The organism is Butyricicoccus sp. OF10-2 (genome assembly GCF_003481925.1).
GTDB lineage: Bacteria > Bacillota > Clostridia > Oscillospirales > Butyricicoccaceae > Agathobaculum > Agathobaculum butyriciproducens.
The window spans coordinates 35,720-53,264 of record NZ_QUMC01000004.1 but is presented as its reverse complement, the minus strand read 5'-3'; the positions used below and the strand labels follow the sequence as shown (position 1 = coordinate 53,264).

The 17,545-nt window shown below is 56.1% G+C and carries 15 protein-coding genes, 2 tRNA genes and 1 pseudogene; 12 read left to right on the top strand and 6 right to left on the bottom strand.

Annotated features, from left to right (window positions below; translation table 11 throughout):
• Positions 1–20 precede the first annotated feature (20 nt).
• From spoIIP to DXB00_RS03550, 6 genes and pseudogenes are all read left to right on the top strand, one after another.
• Positions 21–914, top strand: a complete 894-nt coding sequence (gene spoIIP / locus DXB00_RS03575) for a stage II sporulation protein P (RefSeq protein WP_119214530.1) — start codon at positions 21–23, stop codon at positions 912–914.
• An 89-nt stretch (positions 915–1,003) separates the two neighbouring features.
• Positions 1,004–2,452: a spore germination protein gene (locus DXB00_RS03570; protein ID WP_118729615.1), complete on the top strand. Its 1,449-nt coding sequence runs from the start codon at positions 1,004–1,006 to the stop codon at positions 2,450–2,452.
• A complete protein-coding gene (locus tag DXB00_RS03565; protein WP_117490291.1) occupies positions 2,449–3,075 on the top strand; it encodes a Ger(x)C family spore germination protein in 627 nt (208 codons plus the stop codon). The genes DXB00_RS03570 and DXB00_RS03565 overlap by 4 nt, the downstream gene beginning before the upstream one ends.
• Positions 3,068–3,922 (top strand): hypothetical protein, encoded by an 855-nt coding sequence (locus tag DXB00_RS03560; RefSeq protein WP_119214529.1) that lies wholly within the window; start codon positions 3,068–3,070, stop codon positions 3,920–3,922. Before DXB00_RS03565 ends, DXB00_RS03560 begins: the two co-directional genes overlap by 8 nt.
• A gap of 142 nt (positions 3,923–4,064) precedes the next feature.
• Positions 4,065–4,399: pseudogene (locus tag DXB00_RS03555) on the top strand (arsenate reductase family protein).
• A gap of 207 nt (positions 4,400–4,606) precedes the next feature.
• Complete coding sequence (locus DXB00_RS03550; protein ID WP_118285196.1) at positions 4,607–5,023, top strand: hypothetical protein; 417 nt, start codon at positions 4,607–4,609, stop codon at positions 5,021–5,023.
• 355 nt (positions 5,024–5,378) lie between these two features.
• Here DXB00_RS03550 and DXB00_RS03545 read toward each other — a convergent pair whose 3' ends face one another.
• The 6 genes from DXB00_RS03545 to DXB00_RS03520 all read right to left on the bottom strand — a co-directional run bounded on the left by DXB00_RS03545 (position 5,379) and on the right by DXB00_RS03520 (position 10,944).
• Entirely contained in the window at positions 5,379–6,737 is a 1,359-nt protein-coding gene (locus DXB00_RS03545) for a PFL family protein (RefSeq protein ID WP_118729621.1), read from the bottom strand.
• Positions 6,738–6,809: 72 nt separating this feature from the next.
• Positions 6,810–7,079 carry an ACT domain-containing protein gene (locus DXB00_RS03540; RefSeq protein ID WP_118285197.1) on the bottom strand — a complete coding sequence of 90 codons (270 nt, stop codon included), beginning with the start codon at positions 7,077–7,079 and terminating at the stop codon, positions 6,810–6,812.
• Between the two features lie 81 nt (positions 7,080–7,160).
• The gene (gene hemW / locus DXB00_RS03535; RefSeq protein WP_119214527.1) at positions 7,161–8,132 is read right to left on the bottom strand and encodes a radical SAM family heme chaperone HemW; all 972 of its coding nucleotides are present in this window, start codon (positions 8,130–8,132) and stop codon (positions 7,161–7,163) included.
• A gap of 156 nt (positions 8,133–8,288) precedes the next feature.
• A complete protein-coding gene (gene lepA / locus DXB00_RS03530; RefSeq protein ID WP_118729613.1) occupies positions 8,289–10,100 on the bottom strand; it encodes a translation elongation factor 4 in 1,812 nt (603 codons plus the stop codon).
• 431 nt (positions 10,101–10,531) lie between these two features.
• Positions 10,532–10,607 (bottom strand) — tRNA-Gly (locus tag DXB00_RS03525).
• Between the two features lie 261 nt (positions 10,608–10,868).
• Positions 10,869–10,944 (bottom strand) — tRNA-Phe (locus DXB00_RS03520).
• 752 nt (positions 10,945–11,696) lie between these two features.
• Between DXB00_RS03520 and DXB00_RS03515 the strand changes: the two genes are divergently transcribed.
• From DXB00_RS03515 to DXB00_RS03495, 6 genes are all read left to right on the top strand, one after another.
• A complete protein-coding gene (locus DXB00_RS03515; protein ID WP_118729612.1) occupies positions 11,697–12,230 on the top strand; it encodes an RNA polymerase sigma factor in 534 nt (177 codons plus the stop codon).
• Entirely contained in the window at positions 12,231–12,362 is a 132-nt protein-coding gene (locus tag DXB00_RS17630) for a hypothetical protein (RefSeq protein ID WP_256372571.1), read from the top strand.
• Positions 12,350–12,910 carry a DUF4367 domain-containing protein gene (locus tag DXB00_RS03510; protein WP_119214526.1) on the top strand — a complete coding sequence of 187 codons (561 nt, stop codon included), beginning with the start codon at positions 12,350–12,352 and terminating at the stop codon, positions 12,908–12,910. The genes DXB00_RS17630 and DXB00_RS03510 overlap by 13 nt, the downstream gene beginning before the upstream one ends.
• Positions 12,911–13,040: 130 nt before the next feature.
• On the top strand, positions 13,041–15,050 hold the full coding sequence (locus DXB00_RS03505; protein WP_119214525.1) for an S-layer homology domain-containing protein: 2,010 nt from the start codon (positions 13,041–13,043) through the stop codon (positions 15,048–15,050).
• A 24-nt stretch (positions 15,051–15,074) separates the two neighbouring features.
• Positions 15,075–16,505: an MBOAT family O-acyltransferase gene (locus tag DXB00_RS03500; RefSeq protein WP_117751612.1), complete on the top strand. Its 1,431-nt coding sequence runs from the start codon at positions 15,075–15,077 to the stop codon at positions 16,503–16,505.
• Positions 16,506–16,517: 12 nt separating this feature from the next.
• Positions 16,518–17,528 (top strand): hypothetical protein, encoded by a 1,011-nt coding sequence (locus tag DXB00_RS03495; protein ID WP_117751613.1) that lies wholly within the window; start codon positions 16,518–16,520, stop codon positions 17,526–17,528.
• The last annotated feature ends 17 nt before the right edge of the window (positions 17,529–17,545 follow it).

Here is a 17,545-nt window from a genome sequence, read left to right as displayed (position 1 = left end):
GCGGCTTTGTCACCCGCGCAATGGCGCTCGAATTCGGTGTTTCGCCGGACGATACCGCTGAGGTGTACACGCCGCGCACGGCTGCCGCAGCGCGGGATGAGCAGGCGGAAAATCCGCTTGCAGAGAGCACCTATGTGCCCTCGTCCGACACCGAGAACGACAATCCGGTGCTGTCGGCCGCTGACAAGGCTGCCACGGTCTCCATCAACAACGAGACCTCGTATGACGTGGATGCGGCAGACTGTCTGGCCGCAGACGAGCATTTTTCCGCTGATGGAGATGGGCCGCAGGTGCTTATCTATCACACACACAGCAGCGAAAGCTACACGCCGGATGCCGCTTTTCCGTATACACCGACCGAGACCGAGCGCACGACCGATACCAATTATAATGTAGTGCGCGTCGGTGACGAGCTGCAGAAGGTCCTCGAGAACAACGGCATTGAGGCCGTACATATCCGCGAAATTTTCGATTCGCCCGTGTACACTGGCGCGTATGACCGCTCACTTGCCGTGGTTGAGGACACGCTGGCAAAATATCCATCCATCACAACCGTCATTGATGTGCACCGCGACTCGATCCTGACCGATGACGGCCGCGCCTACAAGACCTCCTGCACGATAAACGGCGAGGAAACCGCACAGCTTATGCTTGTAGTCGGCACAGATGACGGCGGCCTGTATCACCCGGACTGGCAGGAGAACCTGAATCGTGCAGCATCGCTGCAGTACCGGCTCAACCGCACCTATCCGACGCTCATGCGTCCGCTTAATCTGCGGACCCAGCGTTTTAATCAGCATGCAACGCACAGCGCGTTTTTGGTGGAGGTAGGTTCGTCGGGCAATACGATGACAGAAGCGCTGAAAGGGATCAGATTATTTGGCGAGGTTCTTTCGGCCGAATTGACCACTTGACCGTAGGGCGGAATGAGATCACCCCGCCCTACAAGATAACTTTCCGAATAATTTTTATCATAGTGCGCACCCTAACTTGGGGTGAAACTATGGAAACGATCACATTTACCGCCGATCTGGAACGAAACATCCGCATGATGCAGGAGCTGTTCCGGAACGACGATACGCTTATCATACGGCGTGCCATCGGTCAAAACGGACTGCGCTGTGCGCTGTTTTTCTTTGACGGCATGGTAAATTCCCTTGCCATCAACCAGAGCCTTGTGCGGCCGATCCTGCGCTGTGAGCAGCCGCGGCTTTCCGCCGATATACTCGCCGCCGCTGTGCTCCAGGCCGACGAATGCCGCGTGGAAACCGATATGAACAAGGTATTTGCCGCCTTTCTCTACGGTGACGCCATTGTACTGACTGACGGCGATGCACGTCCGGTTCTCGTCAACACCAAGGGCTTCGACAAGCGCAGCACCGCCGAGCCGGAAAACGAGCGCGTGCTTTCCGGCCCGCGAGAGGGCTTCACCGAGTGCTTTATGCCCAATCTGGCGCTCATCCGCCGCCGCGTGAATGACCCTCGGCTGAAATTCCGGTTTATGCGCGTCGGCAGCCGCACGAACACCAACGTGTGCCTGTGCTATATCGCCGGACTGTGTGAAAACAGTCTGGTTGAGCGTCTGGAAACGCGTCTGACCGCGCTCGATATCGACAGCGTGCTCGACTCCAACTATCTTGCCGAACGCATACGCGACCACCGCTGGTCGCCGTTTCCGACGCTCGGCACGACCGAACGGCCGGACGTTGCCGCTTCCCGTATGCTGGAGGGTCGGTGCGTCGTTGTCGTGGACGGCAGTCCGGTAGCGCTCACAGCGCCGTTTCTGTTTCAGGAGTGCTTTCAGTCCAACGACGATTACTATATCAGCTTTCTGCAAGCGAATCTTTCGCGCATCCTGCGTGTCGTCGGATTTGTATTCACGATCACGTTTCCCGCCATGTACGCCGCACTCATGCTCTATCACCGAGAATTAGTGCCCGCGCGGCTGCTGTTCGCTGTCTCCGCCGCACAGCGCGGCGTTCCCCTTCCCATCGGTTGGGAGATTTTGCTCATGCTGTTCGTGCTCGAGGCACTCAAGGAAGCCGGAGCGCGAACGCCCGGTGCCATGGGACAGACGATGAGCATTGTCGGCGGTCTGGTGCTCGGTGATGCAGCGGTTTCCGCGCGATTTGCCGCCGCACCGACCGTTATCGTAGTCGCTATCGCGGGTGTCACCGGTCTGATGGTGCCCAAGCTGCAGACTGCTGCCCTGTGGCTTCGCTTCGTGCTGCTCGCTGCTGCAGCCTCCTGGGGACTGTACGGCGTTGGTCTTGCACTCGGATTAACACTCGCAGCACTGTGCCGCATGCACTCGTGCTCGGTACCGTACCTGCTCAATCTGGTGCCGCGCATCTCTGCCGAGCACGAGGACACCTGGCTTCGCTATCCATGGTTTTTCATGCGCTGCGACCGCTTTGCCGTCAAACGCCCGTCGAAGGAGGAACGCCCGTGAAGCTGCTCAGATTCCTGCCGCTGCTGCTGTTGCTGTGCGGCTGTGCGAGAGAGGTTTCGCCGGTATCCGCGCTCGCGCTCGACTGCAAAAACGGTGTGTACTGCCTGACCGCCGAGGTTGTGCGGCAGGACTCGCCGGATGACACCGCCGCTCCGGCTTACCTGTCCGCCACCGGAACCGATGTGACGGACGCGCTGCGCAATCTGCGCAGTATCCTGCCGGGAGATCTGTATTTAAGCCATGCACAGGTGCTGCTTTTAAGTGAGGAAGCAGTTTCCGAGAGCATTCTTCCGCTGGCGGACTATCTTTGCCGTGAAAACGATGTGCGGCTCAGCTTGCGGGCAGCCGTCGTGCGGGACGGCTCTGCCGCCGAGCTGCTGGAGAACGACAACGAGGTGTACGCGCTCAGCGAGCTGCTTGACCGCTCCGCGCAGGACGGTATTCTGCCGGATATGCCGCTGTACCGCGTCACCGATGTGCTGCACGCAGACGGCACAGCCATTCTTCCGGCCTTGCGCGTGGATGCGTTCGGACAGACAGCACCGGCAGGTACGGCAGTGTTCAAAAACGAACGGCTGAACTGCTTTTTAGACGGTGAGATCGGCGGTGGTGCCTATGCGTGAGCGACTGTTTCCGCGGTGGTGTACGGCGCTGTTTGCCCTGCTGCCGATGAGTGAATTACTGTATCTTCCTGCCGACGGGCAGAGCGTGTACGCCGCTGCACTCGCGTGTACGGTCTGTGCACTGGCCGGTATCGGAGCAGCAAGGCTGTCCGACCGTGTTCGGCATTCGGCTCCTGCACAATGGGTGCTCGCCCTGACCTCGCTGTTTCCGCTGCTTGCATCCATCGCCCGCATGAGCATTTTCCTGCAGAAGACCGTGTTCACCGGACGCTCATGCGGCAGCACAGTTGTGCTGCTGACAGTCTGCATCCTGCTCATGGCATCAATGGGGCTCAACCGCTGTGCCATGTGGGCACTGCCGATTGCGTGGCTTGCCGGTACGGTACTCCTGCTCTCCGGCGTGCTGACATTCACACAGCTTACGCCTGCCAGCTTTTCCGCACCGACAGCGGCATTGCTGCCGCAATTCCGGCATATTCTGTACTCCCTGCTGCCGGCATCGGTCGTACTGGCGTTATCTCTGCCGGAGACCAGGCTGTCCGCAAGCGTGTCACGCGGACTCAGCGCAGGTGGTGCATTGCTCGCACTCCTGCTACTGCGCACAGTGCTGCTGCTTGGAGCTAACACCGCTGCCCTGCTCCCCTATCCGGCGTTCACTGCCGCCGGACTGGCTGCCATCGGCAATTTTGCCCGACACGGCGAGGTATTCTTCGCAGTGCCTCTCCTCCTGTGTGAGTTGGCCGATGCGCCGCACTTGTCTGTGTGCTGCTGTATCCGTTCACACGCACCTGCGGCGTTTTGCACCTGCGCCGACCGCAATAGGATCTGGGCAACACCGCACAATTAAAGCTGCGGTTCCTTGCGCAGGCTCCGGTCGCGCTGCCGCGGCGCTTTGCGCAAATCGCTCTTGTTCAATTATGCGGTATTGCCCTTGTTTTCCTCTCCCAGTTCTGCTATAATGCAAACAGCAGAGCAAAGGAGATTACGGCATGAATATTCAGATTTTCGGCAAAAACAAGTGTTTTGATACCAAAAAAGCGCAGCGATGGTTCAAGGAGCGCGGCATTAAATTCCAGATGATCGACCTTGCGCAAAAGGGCATGTCCAAGGGTGAACTGGACAGCGTGCTGAAGGCTGTCGGCGGACTGGACAACCTGCTCGACCAGAAAAGCAAGAGTTATGCGTCGCTTGCCTACCTCGCCTACGATGAGGACAAGAAGGAAAAGCTGCTCGAGGACGGCACGCTGATGAAAACGCCAATTGTCCGCAACGGCCGTCAGGCAACTGTCGGCTACCAGCCGATGTTTGGGAGCAGTGGGAATAACTTCTCCAAAGCCGTTCTATGCCTCAGAACGGCTTTTTCCGTGTCCGTTGTCCACTTTAGCGCCTTGTATAAAATATTTTTAGGAAAATGCTGTCATTTTGCAAAATATACCCTCTTTCTGTATCTGCTGTCTGATAAACTATGTTCGATAATAAGAAGCGGCATTAATTTATGCTTCTGATTTCATGCGAAAGTGAGGGAGAGCTCATGAAGGGAAAAGGCAAGCGTTTTCTGGTTCTGCTGACCACCGCCAGCCTGAGTCTGAATATGCTCAGCATCAGCGCTTTTGCAGCAGAAGATTCTCCGGAGACGGACGCTGCTTTCGTTTCAGAGATCTCAAACGATGAGACCGATTTATCTGTAAACCGTCCGGATTCCGATGTTCCGGAGGTTTCCTACGAGCCGATCATTATCGACATTCCTGATGGACCGATTCCGGCTGGTGAAACCTGGGACAACGAGGTTTCGGCTACAGATATTGCAGAGAACGATATTCCAACGGCTGACAGCTTCAAGGAGCACCTGTCCGGCGGCTCATCCAAACTGTGGATAACCGTAGGGGTTGTCTCCGGTGCAGGCGTGATTTTCACTACCATGTGCCAGAAAGGCAACGAGAATCGGTAAAAACCATAAACGCCCGCTCATTTTTGAGCGGGCGTCAGTCTGTCAAAAAAGTATTATTTTAATTTTTACGCTTCGTGCGGCAGCACGCATAAAATAGAATTTGCGGAGCAAATTCATAAAAAGTCGGGGCGTGTACCTGACTTTTTATACAAGGGAAGAAAAAATGTGCCCGCAGGGCGCGGTTTTTCTTCAGTATTCGCTCGAAAGCGTGGTTTCGAGCGAGAGGCTGCTCGAAAAACGAAGTTTTTCGACAGTCTCACGCCCGCTCATTTTTGAGCGGGCGTCTTTTCGTCTCACAGGCAGAGCATAAAAACAGCTCAGGCATTGCTGAGCTGTTTTTATGCGCTTTATGCAGTTAGTTCTTAAGACTCTGAATCGGAGCCGGAATACGACCTCCGCGGTTAATGAACTTCGCAGGAGAACCGGTCTTGATCGGCATGATCGGAGCCGAGCCAAGCAGGCCGCCGAACTCGACCATATCACCGACTCCCTTGCCGATGGCCGGGATAACACGGACAGCAGTGGTCTTGGTGTTGACAACACCGATTGCGATTTCGTCCGCGATCAGGCCGGAGATGACCTCGGCGGTGGTGTCACCCGGAACAGCAACCATGTCGATACCAACCGAGCATACCGCAGTCATTGCTTCGAGCTTCTCAAGGGTCAGTGCGCCTGCCTGAGCCGCCGCAATCATACCCTCGTCCTCGGAAACCGGAATGAATGCGCCGGACAGACCGCCGACACTCGAGGATGCCATAACGCCGCCCTTCTTAACGGCATCGTTCAGCATAGCGAGGATTGCGGTCGTGCCGCAGCCGCCGCAGACCTCCAGACCGACTTCCTCGAGGATACGCGCAACCGAGTCACCGATCGCCGGCGTCGGTGCGAGAGACAGGTCAACAATGCCGAACGGCACGCCCAGACGCTGGCTTGCCAGTGCGCCAACCAGCTGACCCATACGGGTGATTTTGAACGCAGTTTTCTTGATCACGTCGGCAACCTCACCGATGGAGCAGTCGCCTGCACGGCGGATTGCGGACTGCACAACGCCCGGACCGGATACGCCAACGTTGATAACGGTCTCCGGCTCACCGATGCCGTGGAACGCACCGGCCATGAACGGGTTATCGTCTACTGCGTTAGCAAAAACAACCAGTTTGGAGCAGCCCATGGAATCGTTGTCCTTGGTCAGTTCTGCGGTCTGCTTGATGATGCGGCCCATCAGACCGATGGCATCCAGATTGACGCCCGCCTTGGTGGACGCAACGTTGACCGACGAGCAGACCAGATTGGTCTCCGCCATTGCCTCCGGAATAGAGTTGATCAGGATCTCATCGCCCTTGGCAAAACCCTTCTGCACCAGAGCCGAGAAACCGCCGACAAAGTTAACGCCGGTGCTCGCAGCGGCACGGTCAAGCGCCTTGGCCAGCGGCACATAGCTGTTTGCCGAGGAGGTCGCACCGACCATGGCGATCGGCGTTACCGAAATACGCTTGTTGATGATCGGGATGCCAAGCTCGCGCTCAATCTGCTCGCCGGTGGCAACCAGCTTTTCCGCACGGCGCGTTACCTTATCGTATACCTTGTCCGCCAGCACATTAATGTCGTCCGCCGCAAGGTCGCGCAGCGAAATGCCCATCGTGATGGTACGAATGTCGAGGTGCTCCTCCTCGATCATCTTAATGGTTTCCAGAATATCTTTCGTGTTGATCATAGACATTTAACTAAACCTCCTGAAAAATTGAGAGTTGAGAATCGGTTACCTGCTCTCGATTCCGTCAATTTGTCAGATTTTGTGCATTGCGTCAAAGATGTCCTCATGCATGGTGTGAATCTTCATGCCGAGCTCCTCACCATCCTTGTCAAGCAGGTCGATGAGCGTGTTGAAGTCTACGGTGCACTTATCAATGTTTACCAGCATGACCATTGCAAATACATCGTCCATTACATTCTGAGAAATGTCGATGATGTTGACCTGATGCTCATAGAGCGTGTTCGAGATCTTGGCGATGATACCGGTACGGTCCTTGCCTGTTACTGTGATTACTGCGCGCATGTTGATTCCTCCATTTTTGCGTATATGTTAATTTATCACAAACAAATGAATAATGGAAAATTGAGAATCCGTCGTTCTCAATTATTCTCCGGCTTCCACCACGGTATTGATGATGCTGTTGGAAACCAGAAAGCCCTGTTCGGTGAGATACCACCGTGTACCCTCGTGAGCGGCAAGACCGTGTTTTTCCAGCATGCGGAATACCTGCTCGTAAGGAGCCGTGCTGACATGGTATCGGTTTTCGAGATCGTGCATATCCGCACCGTCCGAGGTCCGCAAACGCACCAGCAGGTATTCGCCCTGCCGCCGGAAGTCCGAGACCTCCTCCTCGTCCTGCGGGATGCTCTCACCGCTGATATAAGCCCTGATATCCCGGGCAAACGCGAACCGGCGGCCATTCAGGAAGGAATGGGCACCCGGTCCCAGTCCGAGATAGTCGGAAAGATCCCAGTATTTGAAATTATGCCGGGAACGAAAACCCGGTTTTGCGAAATTTGATATTTCATAGTGCTCGAAGCCGTTCCTGCGGAGCAGCCTGCACATGGCAAGATAGGTATCTGCCTGCGTATCATCATCCGGCAGAACCGGATTTTCACGTCCCATCGGTGTTGCAGGCTCCAGTTTGAGTCCGTAGCACGACAAATGCTGCGGATTCAACGTCAAACACTGCGTTACCGAGTCGAGAAACTGCGCCTGCGTCTGGTTTGGCAGGCCGTACATCAAGTCAAGGCTGATGTTGGTAAAGCCACACTGCCGTGCGAGTTCTACGGCTGCCTGTGCCTGTGCAAAGTCGTGGATACGGCCGATGCGTTTGAGCTCGGTGTCGTGCACCGCCTGCACGCCAAACGAGAGCCGGTTGACGCCGTGCTTATGCATGGCCTCCAGCACCGCTTGATATGTGCTCTCCGGATTGCATTCCACCGTGATTTCGGCGTTTTCCGCAATCGCAAAGCATGCCCCGACCGCCTGTAAAATCCTGCTGAGATAGTCTGCGCCAAGGCAGGTCGCGTACCGCCGCCGATGTACACGGTATCGACCGTGTAACCGGAACAGCGTTCGCCGTACGCCTTTATATCACGAATCAGCGCCGCCGTGTAATCGGCTTTGAGCGACGCATCCGTGACCGAATAAAAATCGCAGTACGCGCACTTTTTCACGCAGAACGGGATGTGCAGGTAGAGGCCGAGCAGCTTGCCGCCTGTTGCAGCGTTAGTTTTCCTCATCGAGTTTAAGCACAGCCATAAAAGCCTCGGTCGGCAGCTGAACCGTGCCGAGCGCACGCATCTTCTTCTTGCCTTCCTTCTGCTTTTCGAGCAGCTTCTTCTTGCGCGTGATATCACCGCCGTAGCACTTAGCCAGTACGTCCTTGCGGAGCGCCTTGACCGTCTCGCGGGCGATAACCTTGCCGCCGATGGCTGCCTGAATCGGCACCTCGAACAGCTGGCGCGGAATATTTTCCTTCAGCTTTTCGCAGATACGGCGGGCACGGCCGTAGGCCTTGTCGCGGTGCGCGATAAAGGACAGCGCGTCCACCTGATCGCCGTTGAGCAGCATATCGACCTTAACGAGATCGCTCTTGCGGTAGTCGATAAATTCATAATCGAGCGACGCATAACCCTTGGTACGAGCCTTGAGCGCGTCGAAAAAGTCATAAATGATCTCACCGGTCGGCATTTCATAGTGCAGCTCGACCAGATTGGAGTCCAGATACTGCATATCCTTGAAGATGCCGCGTCGGTTCTGACACATCGGCATGATATTGCCGACGAACTCCTGCGGCGTCATGATGGATGCCTTAACATACGGCTCGCGGGCCTCCTCGATGACATCCGGGCTCGGATAGTCGTGCGGATTGTCGCAGCGCTGCACGGTGCCGTCAGTCTTGCTGACCTCGTAGATAACACTCGGCAGGGTGGTGACAAGATCGAGGTCAAACTCACGTTCGAGACGCTCCTGAATGATCTCCATGTGCAGCATACCGAGGAAGCCGCAGCGGAAACCGAAGCCGAGTGCGACCGAGCTTTCCGGCTCAAACGACAGCGCTGCGTCATTGAGCTGCAGTTTTTCAAGTGCGTCACGCAGATCGGGATACTTGGAGCCGTCCTCGGTGTAAATGCCGCAGAATACCATCGGACGTGCCGGACGATAGCCGGGCAGCGCCTCCGGCGTCGGATTTTCCACACCGGTAACGGTATCGCCCACGCGGGTGTCGGACACCTTTTTAATAGAGGCGGTAAAGTAGCCAACCTCACCCGCACACAGCTCCTGCTGCGGAGACAGACCAAGCGGCAGCATGTAGCCGCACTCAAGTACCTGAAATTCAGCACCGGTGGCCATCATTTTGACCTTCATGCCCGGGCAGATCTTACCGTCAAGCAGGCGCATGTAAACGACAACGCCCTTGTACGGGTCGTACTGGCTGTCGAACACGAGTGCGCGCAGCGGCGCATCCGCATCGCCCTCCGGCGCCGGAATATCGGTTACGATGCGCTCGAGCACCTCGTGAATGTTGATATTCATTTTTGCGGAAATTTCGGGCGAGTCCTCTGCCGGAATGCCGATGATATCCTCGATCTCCTTCTTGACGCGCGGCGCGTCTGCCGCCGGCAGGTCGATCTTGTTGATGACCGGCACGACCTCCAGACCGGCGTCGATGGCAAGATAGGTGTTGCCGAGCGTCTGCGCCTCAATACCCTGTGCCGCATCAACGACCAGAAGCGCACCCTCACACGCCGCCAGAGAACGTGAAACCTCATAGTTGAAGTCCACATGACCCGGGGTGTCGATCAGGTTCATTTCGTAGGTCTTGCCGTTGTCCGCGGTGTATTCCATGCGGACAGCGCGCGCCTTGATGGTAATGCCGCGCTCACGCTCAAGCTCCATATTGTCGAGTAACTGCTCCTCCATTTCACGCACGGAAACGGCCTTGCACTGCTCCAGCAGACGGTCTGCCAGCGTAGATTTGCCGTGGTCAATATGTGCAATGATGGAGAAATTACGAATTTGCTCGCGATTTTTCACGTCGAAAGCTCCTTATCTGTAAACTGTAAACCTAATAAATATAGGCTCATTATAGCATATTTGGCGGGGTGTCACAAGCGTTCTTTCGCAGTTTACGTTTGTTTCTCTGCTGCAAACGTGAATTTTGTATTTTTTCATAAATTTCATTTTCTGATAAGAGGAATTTCATGCAAAGCGGTTATTGTATTATCATGATGAAGCAGTAAACCGACAAAGAATTAGCGGCGGCCGGCGGTTTGGGGTAAAACAAAAGCACCGATTTTACTCGGTGCTTCTAATTGGAGCGGCTGACGAGGCTCGAACTCGCATCCACACCCCGCAAAAGCCGCAGGCTTTCACGGGGACCCCGACCTCCGATTTTATGAAGGTGGAGGAAGCGAGTGTGCTGCGGGCAAAAGAAAAGCACCGAATGACATCGGTGCCCTTTGATTTGGAGCGGCTGACGAGGCTCGAACTCGCTACCTCCACCTTGGCAAGGTGGCGCTCTACCAGATGAGCTACAGCCGCATATTTGATTTTTCGCGCTAACGCGATTTTTAACTCGAAGATGGGTTACTTGTCGCTCCGACGCTACATCTCCGGGCGGAATCGCTTTTTCTACGGAAAAAGCCACGCTGGTTGAAATATGCCACCGGCATATTTCCAAGAGCCGCCTGCTCTCATTCCAATGTCGCAAAGCGACAATTCAGAGGTTAGAGGGCTACGGCCTCGATTCCTCAGCACGGAGGTATTATTTTTTAATGAGTGCCAATGGCACTCATTAAAAAATGGTGCCTCCGGGCGGAATCGAACCACCGACACGGGGATTTTCAGTCCCCTGCTCTACCGACTGAGCTACAGAGGCGTTTTTACAGCGCTTGTTTAGTATATTATATTCCCTCGGAAATGTCAACAACTTTTTTCAAAATTTTTTGTATATTCTGCAAGCAGGCGAAAACAGTCACAGAAGCTCAGTCTGCGACTGTATCACTTTTCTCTTCCGTTTTACGGCGGATTTGTCCCCACAACAAGTCCGCCGCTCTATCCTTTTCATGCGGGAGCAGCCACACGGTGCAGCCCAAAATAGTTCAACTGAAACGCGCCTCCTTTATGTATGTCTGGTCATTTATACTGTCTGCCGCCTGCCTTGCCATTTGAAATGTCGGATAGCGTTCTCTGCAAATCTCGTCATTGGCCGGCACGGCAGCCAACACGCTGGTTTGTGAATCAATCGAGTCCAGTTTCCACTATCCACGCAATCCCTCCTTTCCGGCTCTCCTGCCCTGCTCATACTATATAGACGAATGCCCTTCCGGTTTTGTGACACTCTTCCGCAAAAAAATAGGGCAATACCGCATAATTGGACAAGAGCGATTTGCGAGTAAATTTTGCGTACTGACGAGGCGCGGTTTTGCGGTAATACTTGATGTATTACCGTGAAATCGCAACAAAGTCAGGGCGCGAAATTTCCGCAAAGCGCCGCAGCTTTAATTGTGCGGTATTGCCCTAGAAATTTTTTCGCCATGAGAAGAGCAGCCTGTAAATCCGCTCTTCAGATTGCATCGTCAGGCACAATATGCTATAATCTGCTAAAATAATAGGCAGGAAGGCGTAAAAATGTTTCTCTATCTGGCAATGATCGACTCGGACGCAGACAAGTCCAAGTTCGAGATTCTTTACAGCGAATACAAAAATCTGATGTACTACACCGCAAACCGCATTCTGCGCAACAGCAGAGATGCGGAGGACGTGGTGCATCAGGCTTTTCTCAAAGTCATCGAAATTCTGGACACCATTTCTTCACCGAGGTGTCACAAAACGCGTGCGCTGCTCGTCACTATTACCGAGCACAAAGCGATCGACCTGTACCGCGAAAAGCAGCGCCGCAATGTCCTGCCGCTTGTCGAAGAATATGTCGGAGCCGCGCCTGCCGCCGAGATTGAGCGTCTCGCCGAGCGCGACACTCTGGCGGCCGCTATCGCTGCACTGCCGCCGCGTTACCGCTCGGTACTGCTTCTGCGGTACGACTGCGGCTATTCCAACGCGGAGATCGCGAATATTCTGGATACAACCGAGCCGAACGTGCGCAAGCTCATCCAGCGTGCCAAGGAAAAACTCAGCGCAGCGCTGAGTGGGATGGAGGAACCGTAAATGAAGATCACTGACGATATGCTGTCCGCGCAGGCCGCCGAAGCGCGCGAGCTGTGGCTGCAAGCCTGTACGCCGGATGCGCTGCCTGAGCACCGTTCTCCCGGAAATTCCGGCGCGAAATGCGCCGTCTGATGCGTGCGCAAAAGCACTCTGCGGCGTTCAACCGGAGCCTTCGTCTTGCGCGCCGCACGGCCGCTGTTCTGCTGCTTTCCGCTGCGGTTTCGTTCGGCTGCGCGATGAGCGTAGAAGCATACCGCGTATCGCTAATCAATACTGTCGTGCGCGTGTTTAACGACCTGACCGACTATCGTTTTTCGTCTGCCCTGCCGTCCGAAACCGACAGCAAGGCGTTCACACCGCCGGTTCTGTCCGGTCTGCCGGATACCATGCACAAAACCGATGAGCGCAGCACACCTAACGGCTATACCGTCACCTACGAGAGCACTACCGATTTTCTCGACCTGACCTGCACCCGGATTACGGACACTTCGGAGGCACACAAGCTCGTGGACACGGAAAACGCATCCGTTACCGAATTTGCTCTGCACGGCAGTCCGGTTACGATGGTCGAGAAAAACGGCACGGTCACGCTCCTCTGGACGCACGATGACATCGTCTATCACCTGTACAGCAGCCTGCCCGCCGATACCTGCCGCAAACTCATCGAGAATCTGCAGTGATTCTCTGCTGATATTGCAAAGAATTGCTATTGCGGCCCGCCCTGCCGCGGTGTTATAATGATAAATTGTGAAAGTGTATAAACCACGCGCATGATTTTCTGCGCGAAAACAATCACGGAGGTTTACTCTTTTGAAAAAACATCGCTATACCGCGGCGGCCGTAATGCTCAGTCTTTCGATGCTGACCGGCGCCGCTGCCGCCGATTATTCCGATCTAAAGCCGCACTGGGCCGAGCAGGCCATGGAATTCGCCGTACAGTCCAACCTGATGGACGGCATTTCGGAATATACCTTTGCTGCAGATGCACCTGCGACCCGCGCCTGTCTGGTGCAGGCGCTGTACCGCATGGCGCACGCGCCTGCGGCTGACACAGTGCTTACCTTTCAGGATGTCGCGGAGGATGCGTCCTTCCTGACCGCGGTTCAGTGGGGTGTGTCCAACGGCATCATCACCGGTTACAGCGACACGGTGTTTCGCCCCGGCACCTCACTTACGCGCGAGCAGTTCGCCGTTATGCTGTACCGCTTTGCCGAATACAAAAAGCTGGATGTGACGGCACAAAGCGCGCTCTCCGGCTACACGGATGCTTCTTCGATTCATCCGTATGCGCAGGCCGCCATGCAGTGGGCCAACGCCGAGGGACTGATCACCGGCACGACCGCGACCACACTGTCTCCGCAGCGCACAGTCTCCCGCGCACAGCTGGCGACTATTTTGCAGCGTTTTGCACCGATGGTCTCCTACCAGCAGCGGGAAACCGATGCGCCGCAGCCGCCGCAGACCCATTCCTACACGGCCTTCACCACCAAACTGGGTGACGTGACGCGCAGCGAGACCGAACAGGACCTGACCGAAGTCCATCGAGCGACCCGCCGTTACACGGACGGTCAGGGCTGCGCGGTCGAAATGGGACACTCTGCCGCCGTGCTGGACGCACCCGCGCACACAGCCGCGCAGTTTGAGATGAAGGGCATGTCCGGCACCGTTCGCTGGTACGACACCGCAGCGTCCTCGTGGAAACAGCAGCCGCTCACTGCGGGCACGCTGCCGAGCGGCATGTACTTCCTGCGGGTGGACGGCGTGGACAGCATTCTCGTCACGCCGATGACCTATGCCGCGCGAGACAACGGCATGATCGAGTATTTCCCGGGCAAAAACGGCTCGCTGAAGATCGAGCGGACAGCTTCTGGCTTCCGGTTCTCCGTGCAGGTTGCGGCTCTTACGCAGGGCACCTACAGCGACTATCTGCTGCTGACTTCTCAGCAGACGCTCATCGACTGGAGCGACCCATCCATGCTCAGCCGCTGGGCGAACTACAGCCTGATCGGCACCAACCGCTGGTGCTACAACGGTTACTACTATACCGCACCTTCGACCTACTATCCGTTCGACGAGAACTATTTCTACTCGCTTCCGGCGGCACATATTGCCGGCAAGATGGCAAACGACACCGATCAGCCGGCCTCCCGCGCGATCGGTCTGGCGATGATCGACCTGATGCGCGAGCAGCAGAACGAGTACGGCTTTATCCCCTCTCAGGCAGGCAGCACCTGGCTCAAGACGGATTACGGCATCGAACCCGGCTACTACGACACCCGCTTCAACACGGATTTCTGGCTGGCGAACATCAACGCAGCCGAAAACTTCGGTGTGACCGGCTGGCTGGACAAGACCCGTAAGTATGCGGATTTTCTCGTCAGCTTTGCCGAGCAGCATCATTTCACCTTCGGGGCCGGCGATGACGAGGGATGGCTCGTGCAGGATTACTGGCACCCGAACGGAGAGTCCTCGCCGACACACGCTTCGCTCAACCATCATGCCGCCGAAGCCGAATTCCTGTACCGGATGGCAGACGCAGTTAAGGAGGACAGCTACGCCGTCCTCGCTGACCGCATGGTGCGCGGCATTGAGCAGAGCGAACTGCTGTGGTACAAGCCGGACGGTGATCTGAACTACTCCTACAAGCCGGACGGCACCTGTTCCGGTCAGGATTATCCGTATTTGACCTACAACGACCTGCTTGAGCTGCAGCGGCTGTATGCAGCCCGGCACGGTCAGGAAAATCCGGCGATCGCCCGTTTGCTGCAGGTCAAGCTGACCTGGATGAATAAAAACGGCGTGACCGGCTACAACAAATAATTTTGGGGACGGAGAGAAATAAACGTGACACCAAATTCATTCGCTTATATCGTCTTTCTGGTGATAGGCGCACTCATTTACCACCCACTGTCACAGAAGGCCAAGAAACCCTTTCTTCTGCTGCTGAGCATCTGTTTTTACGCCATCGGCGGTGTAAAATTTCTGCCGTTGCTGGCGCTGACCGTTGCCTTCAACTTCTTTGCGGCGCAAAAGCTGGAACGCACCGAGCGTAAGCGCGGTCTGCTCACGCTGGTGCTTGTGCTCAACCTCGGCGCACTCGGGTTATTCAAATACCTCGGCTTTTTCGGAGAGCTGCTCGGCTGCACCGGTGTGCAGCTCAGTCTGCCTCAGCTTGCTCTGCCGATCGGCATTTCGTTCTACACGTTCGTCATCTGCGGCTATATGATCGACGTGTACCGCGGTCGTGAAGCCGAGCGCAATTTCCTCGATTTTGCGCTGTTCACCACCTTCTTTCCGGCAATCCTGTCCGGCCCGATCGAGCGCTCGAAGAACCTGCTCCCGCAGATCAAGCAGCCGCGCCGCGCAACTGCGGACGATGTGCGCTTTGCCGCCGAACGGCTCATCGAGGGCACGGTCAAGAAGGTGCTGCTCGCAGATAATCTGGCGATTCTGGTCAACACTGCATACGCTGATCCGGCGCAGTTTTCCGGTCTGGAGCTGGCGTTCGCCGCAGTGGCGTATGCCCTGCAGATCTACTGCGACTTTTCCGCCTACTCCGATATGGCGATCGGCTCCGCGCGGCTGTTCGGCATTACGCTGATGGAAAACTTCCACGCACCGTACATGGCGCAAAGCTCCAAGGAATTCTGGCACAGATGGCACATTTCCTTGTCCACCTGGTTCCGCGACTACTTATATTTCCCGCTCGGCGGCAGCCGCAAGGGCAAAGCGCGCACCTACATCAACGTGCTGATCGTGTTCGCACTGAGCGGCCTGTGGCACGGTGCCGCCATGAAATATGTGCTCTGGGGACTGCTGTTCGGCGTTTTCCAGGTTATCGGCGGCCTGCTGACACCGGCAAAGCAGCGCCTGTGCGCTGCACTGCACATTCCGTGGGACGCAGGCTGGCTGCAGATCATCCGCGTGATTATCACCTTCGGCCTTTCCACGTTTGCGTGGATATTCTTCCGCGCGGATTCCGCTTTGCAGGCGTGTGCTATTATCAAACGCATTGTGACGGCGGCAGGCGCATGCTTCCCGCTTAACCTGACGCATCTCGGTCTGACCGAGCGTGCGCTGCATGTGCTTGCCGTGAGCCTCATCGGACTGGTGCTGACCGACATCATCGGCGACCGGTTCCCGCTGCGGGAAAAGCTGCTGGAGACCGTCTGGCTCCGGTACGCGGTCTGGGTTATCCTGCTGGCAGTGACGGCCGTGTGCGGCGCGTACGGCACCGGATTCAACCCGCAGGAATTCGTCTATTTCCAGTTTTAAGGAGGAATCGCCGTGAAACACATTTTCAAGAGAGAACTGGCGGCCTTCCTTGCCGCTGCGGCAGTGCTCGGCGGTATCCTCGCCGGTGCGACCCATTATCTCACACCGCAGCAGCATGATTACGGCTCGGTCTGGGGCATGTACGAACAGGAGCAGACGGATTCGATCGATGTGCTGTTCTTCGGCTCGTCCGTCACCTACTGCGATGTCGTTCCTGCCGTGTACTGGAAAAACTCCGGTCTGACCGCCTTTGTGCAGGCCGGACCCGAGCAGCCGCTTCCGCTGACGCTGGATTACTTAAAGGAAAGCCTGCGCACGCAGTCACCCAAGGCGGTTTTCGTGGAGTGCACCGGTATAGCGTTCCACAAATACATGGGCTTCACCAAAACCAACATCGGTCAGATGCCGTGGGGCATCAATCGTCTGCACGCGACCTTTTTTAACGCCGAACCCGAAGTCCGCAAGGGACTGCTGTTTCCGCTGTACTTCTATCACGACCGCTGGACGACCCTCAAGAGCGAGGACGTGCAGCCGTACACCGAGGATATGCTGGCCGGCTACACCTTTCTGTCCGGCGGCACGGACAAGGGTCCGGACGACTGCGAAACGGTTGATATTGCCCCCGAGGACTGGGCGCGCAATATGGACGCCCTCGAAGACATTTACGCGCTCTGCCGCAGGAACAATATTCAGCTGGTACTGTACCGTGCCCCGACAAAGCGTCTGCACGATGCCGACTGGAACAGGCTGACCGCGCAGTTTGACGGACGCGAGGGTGTATCGACACTGAATTGCAGCGACTACACCGCGCAGATTGCCGCAGATCCGGAAAACGACTTCTACGACTCACTGCATTACAACTGTGTCGGTGCGGAGAAATTCAGTGTGTTTCTCGCGGACTGGACGAAGAACAATCTCTCGATCTCGCCGGATGAACCGCAGGATACCACGCTGTGGACGGCACGCCTGCAGCATTTCCGCGATTTAACGGCAAATCCGCCGCAGGAGAACACAAACGCATAACAAAAAAGGACTGCTGC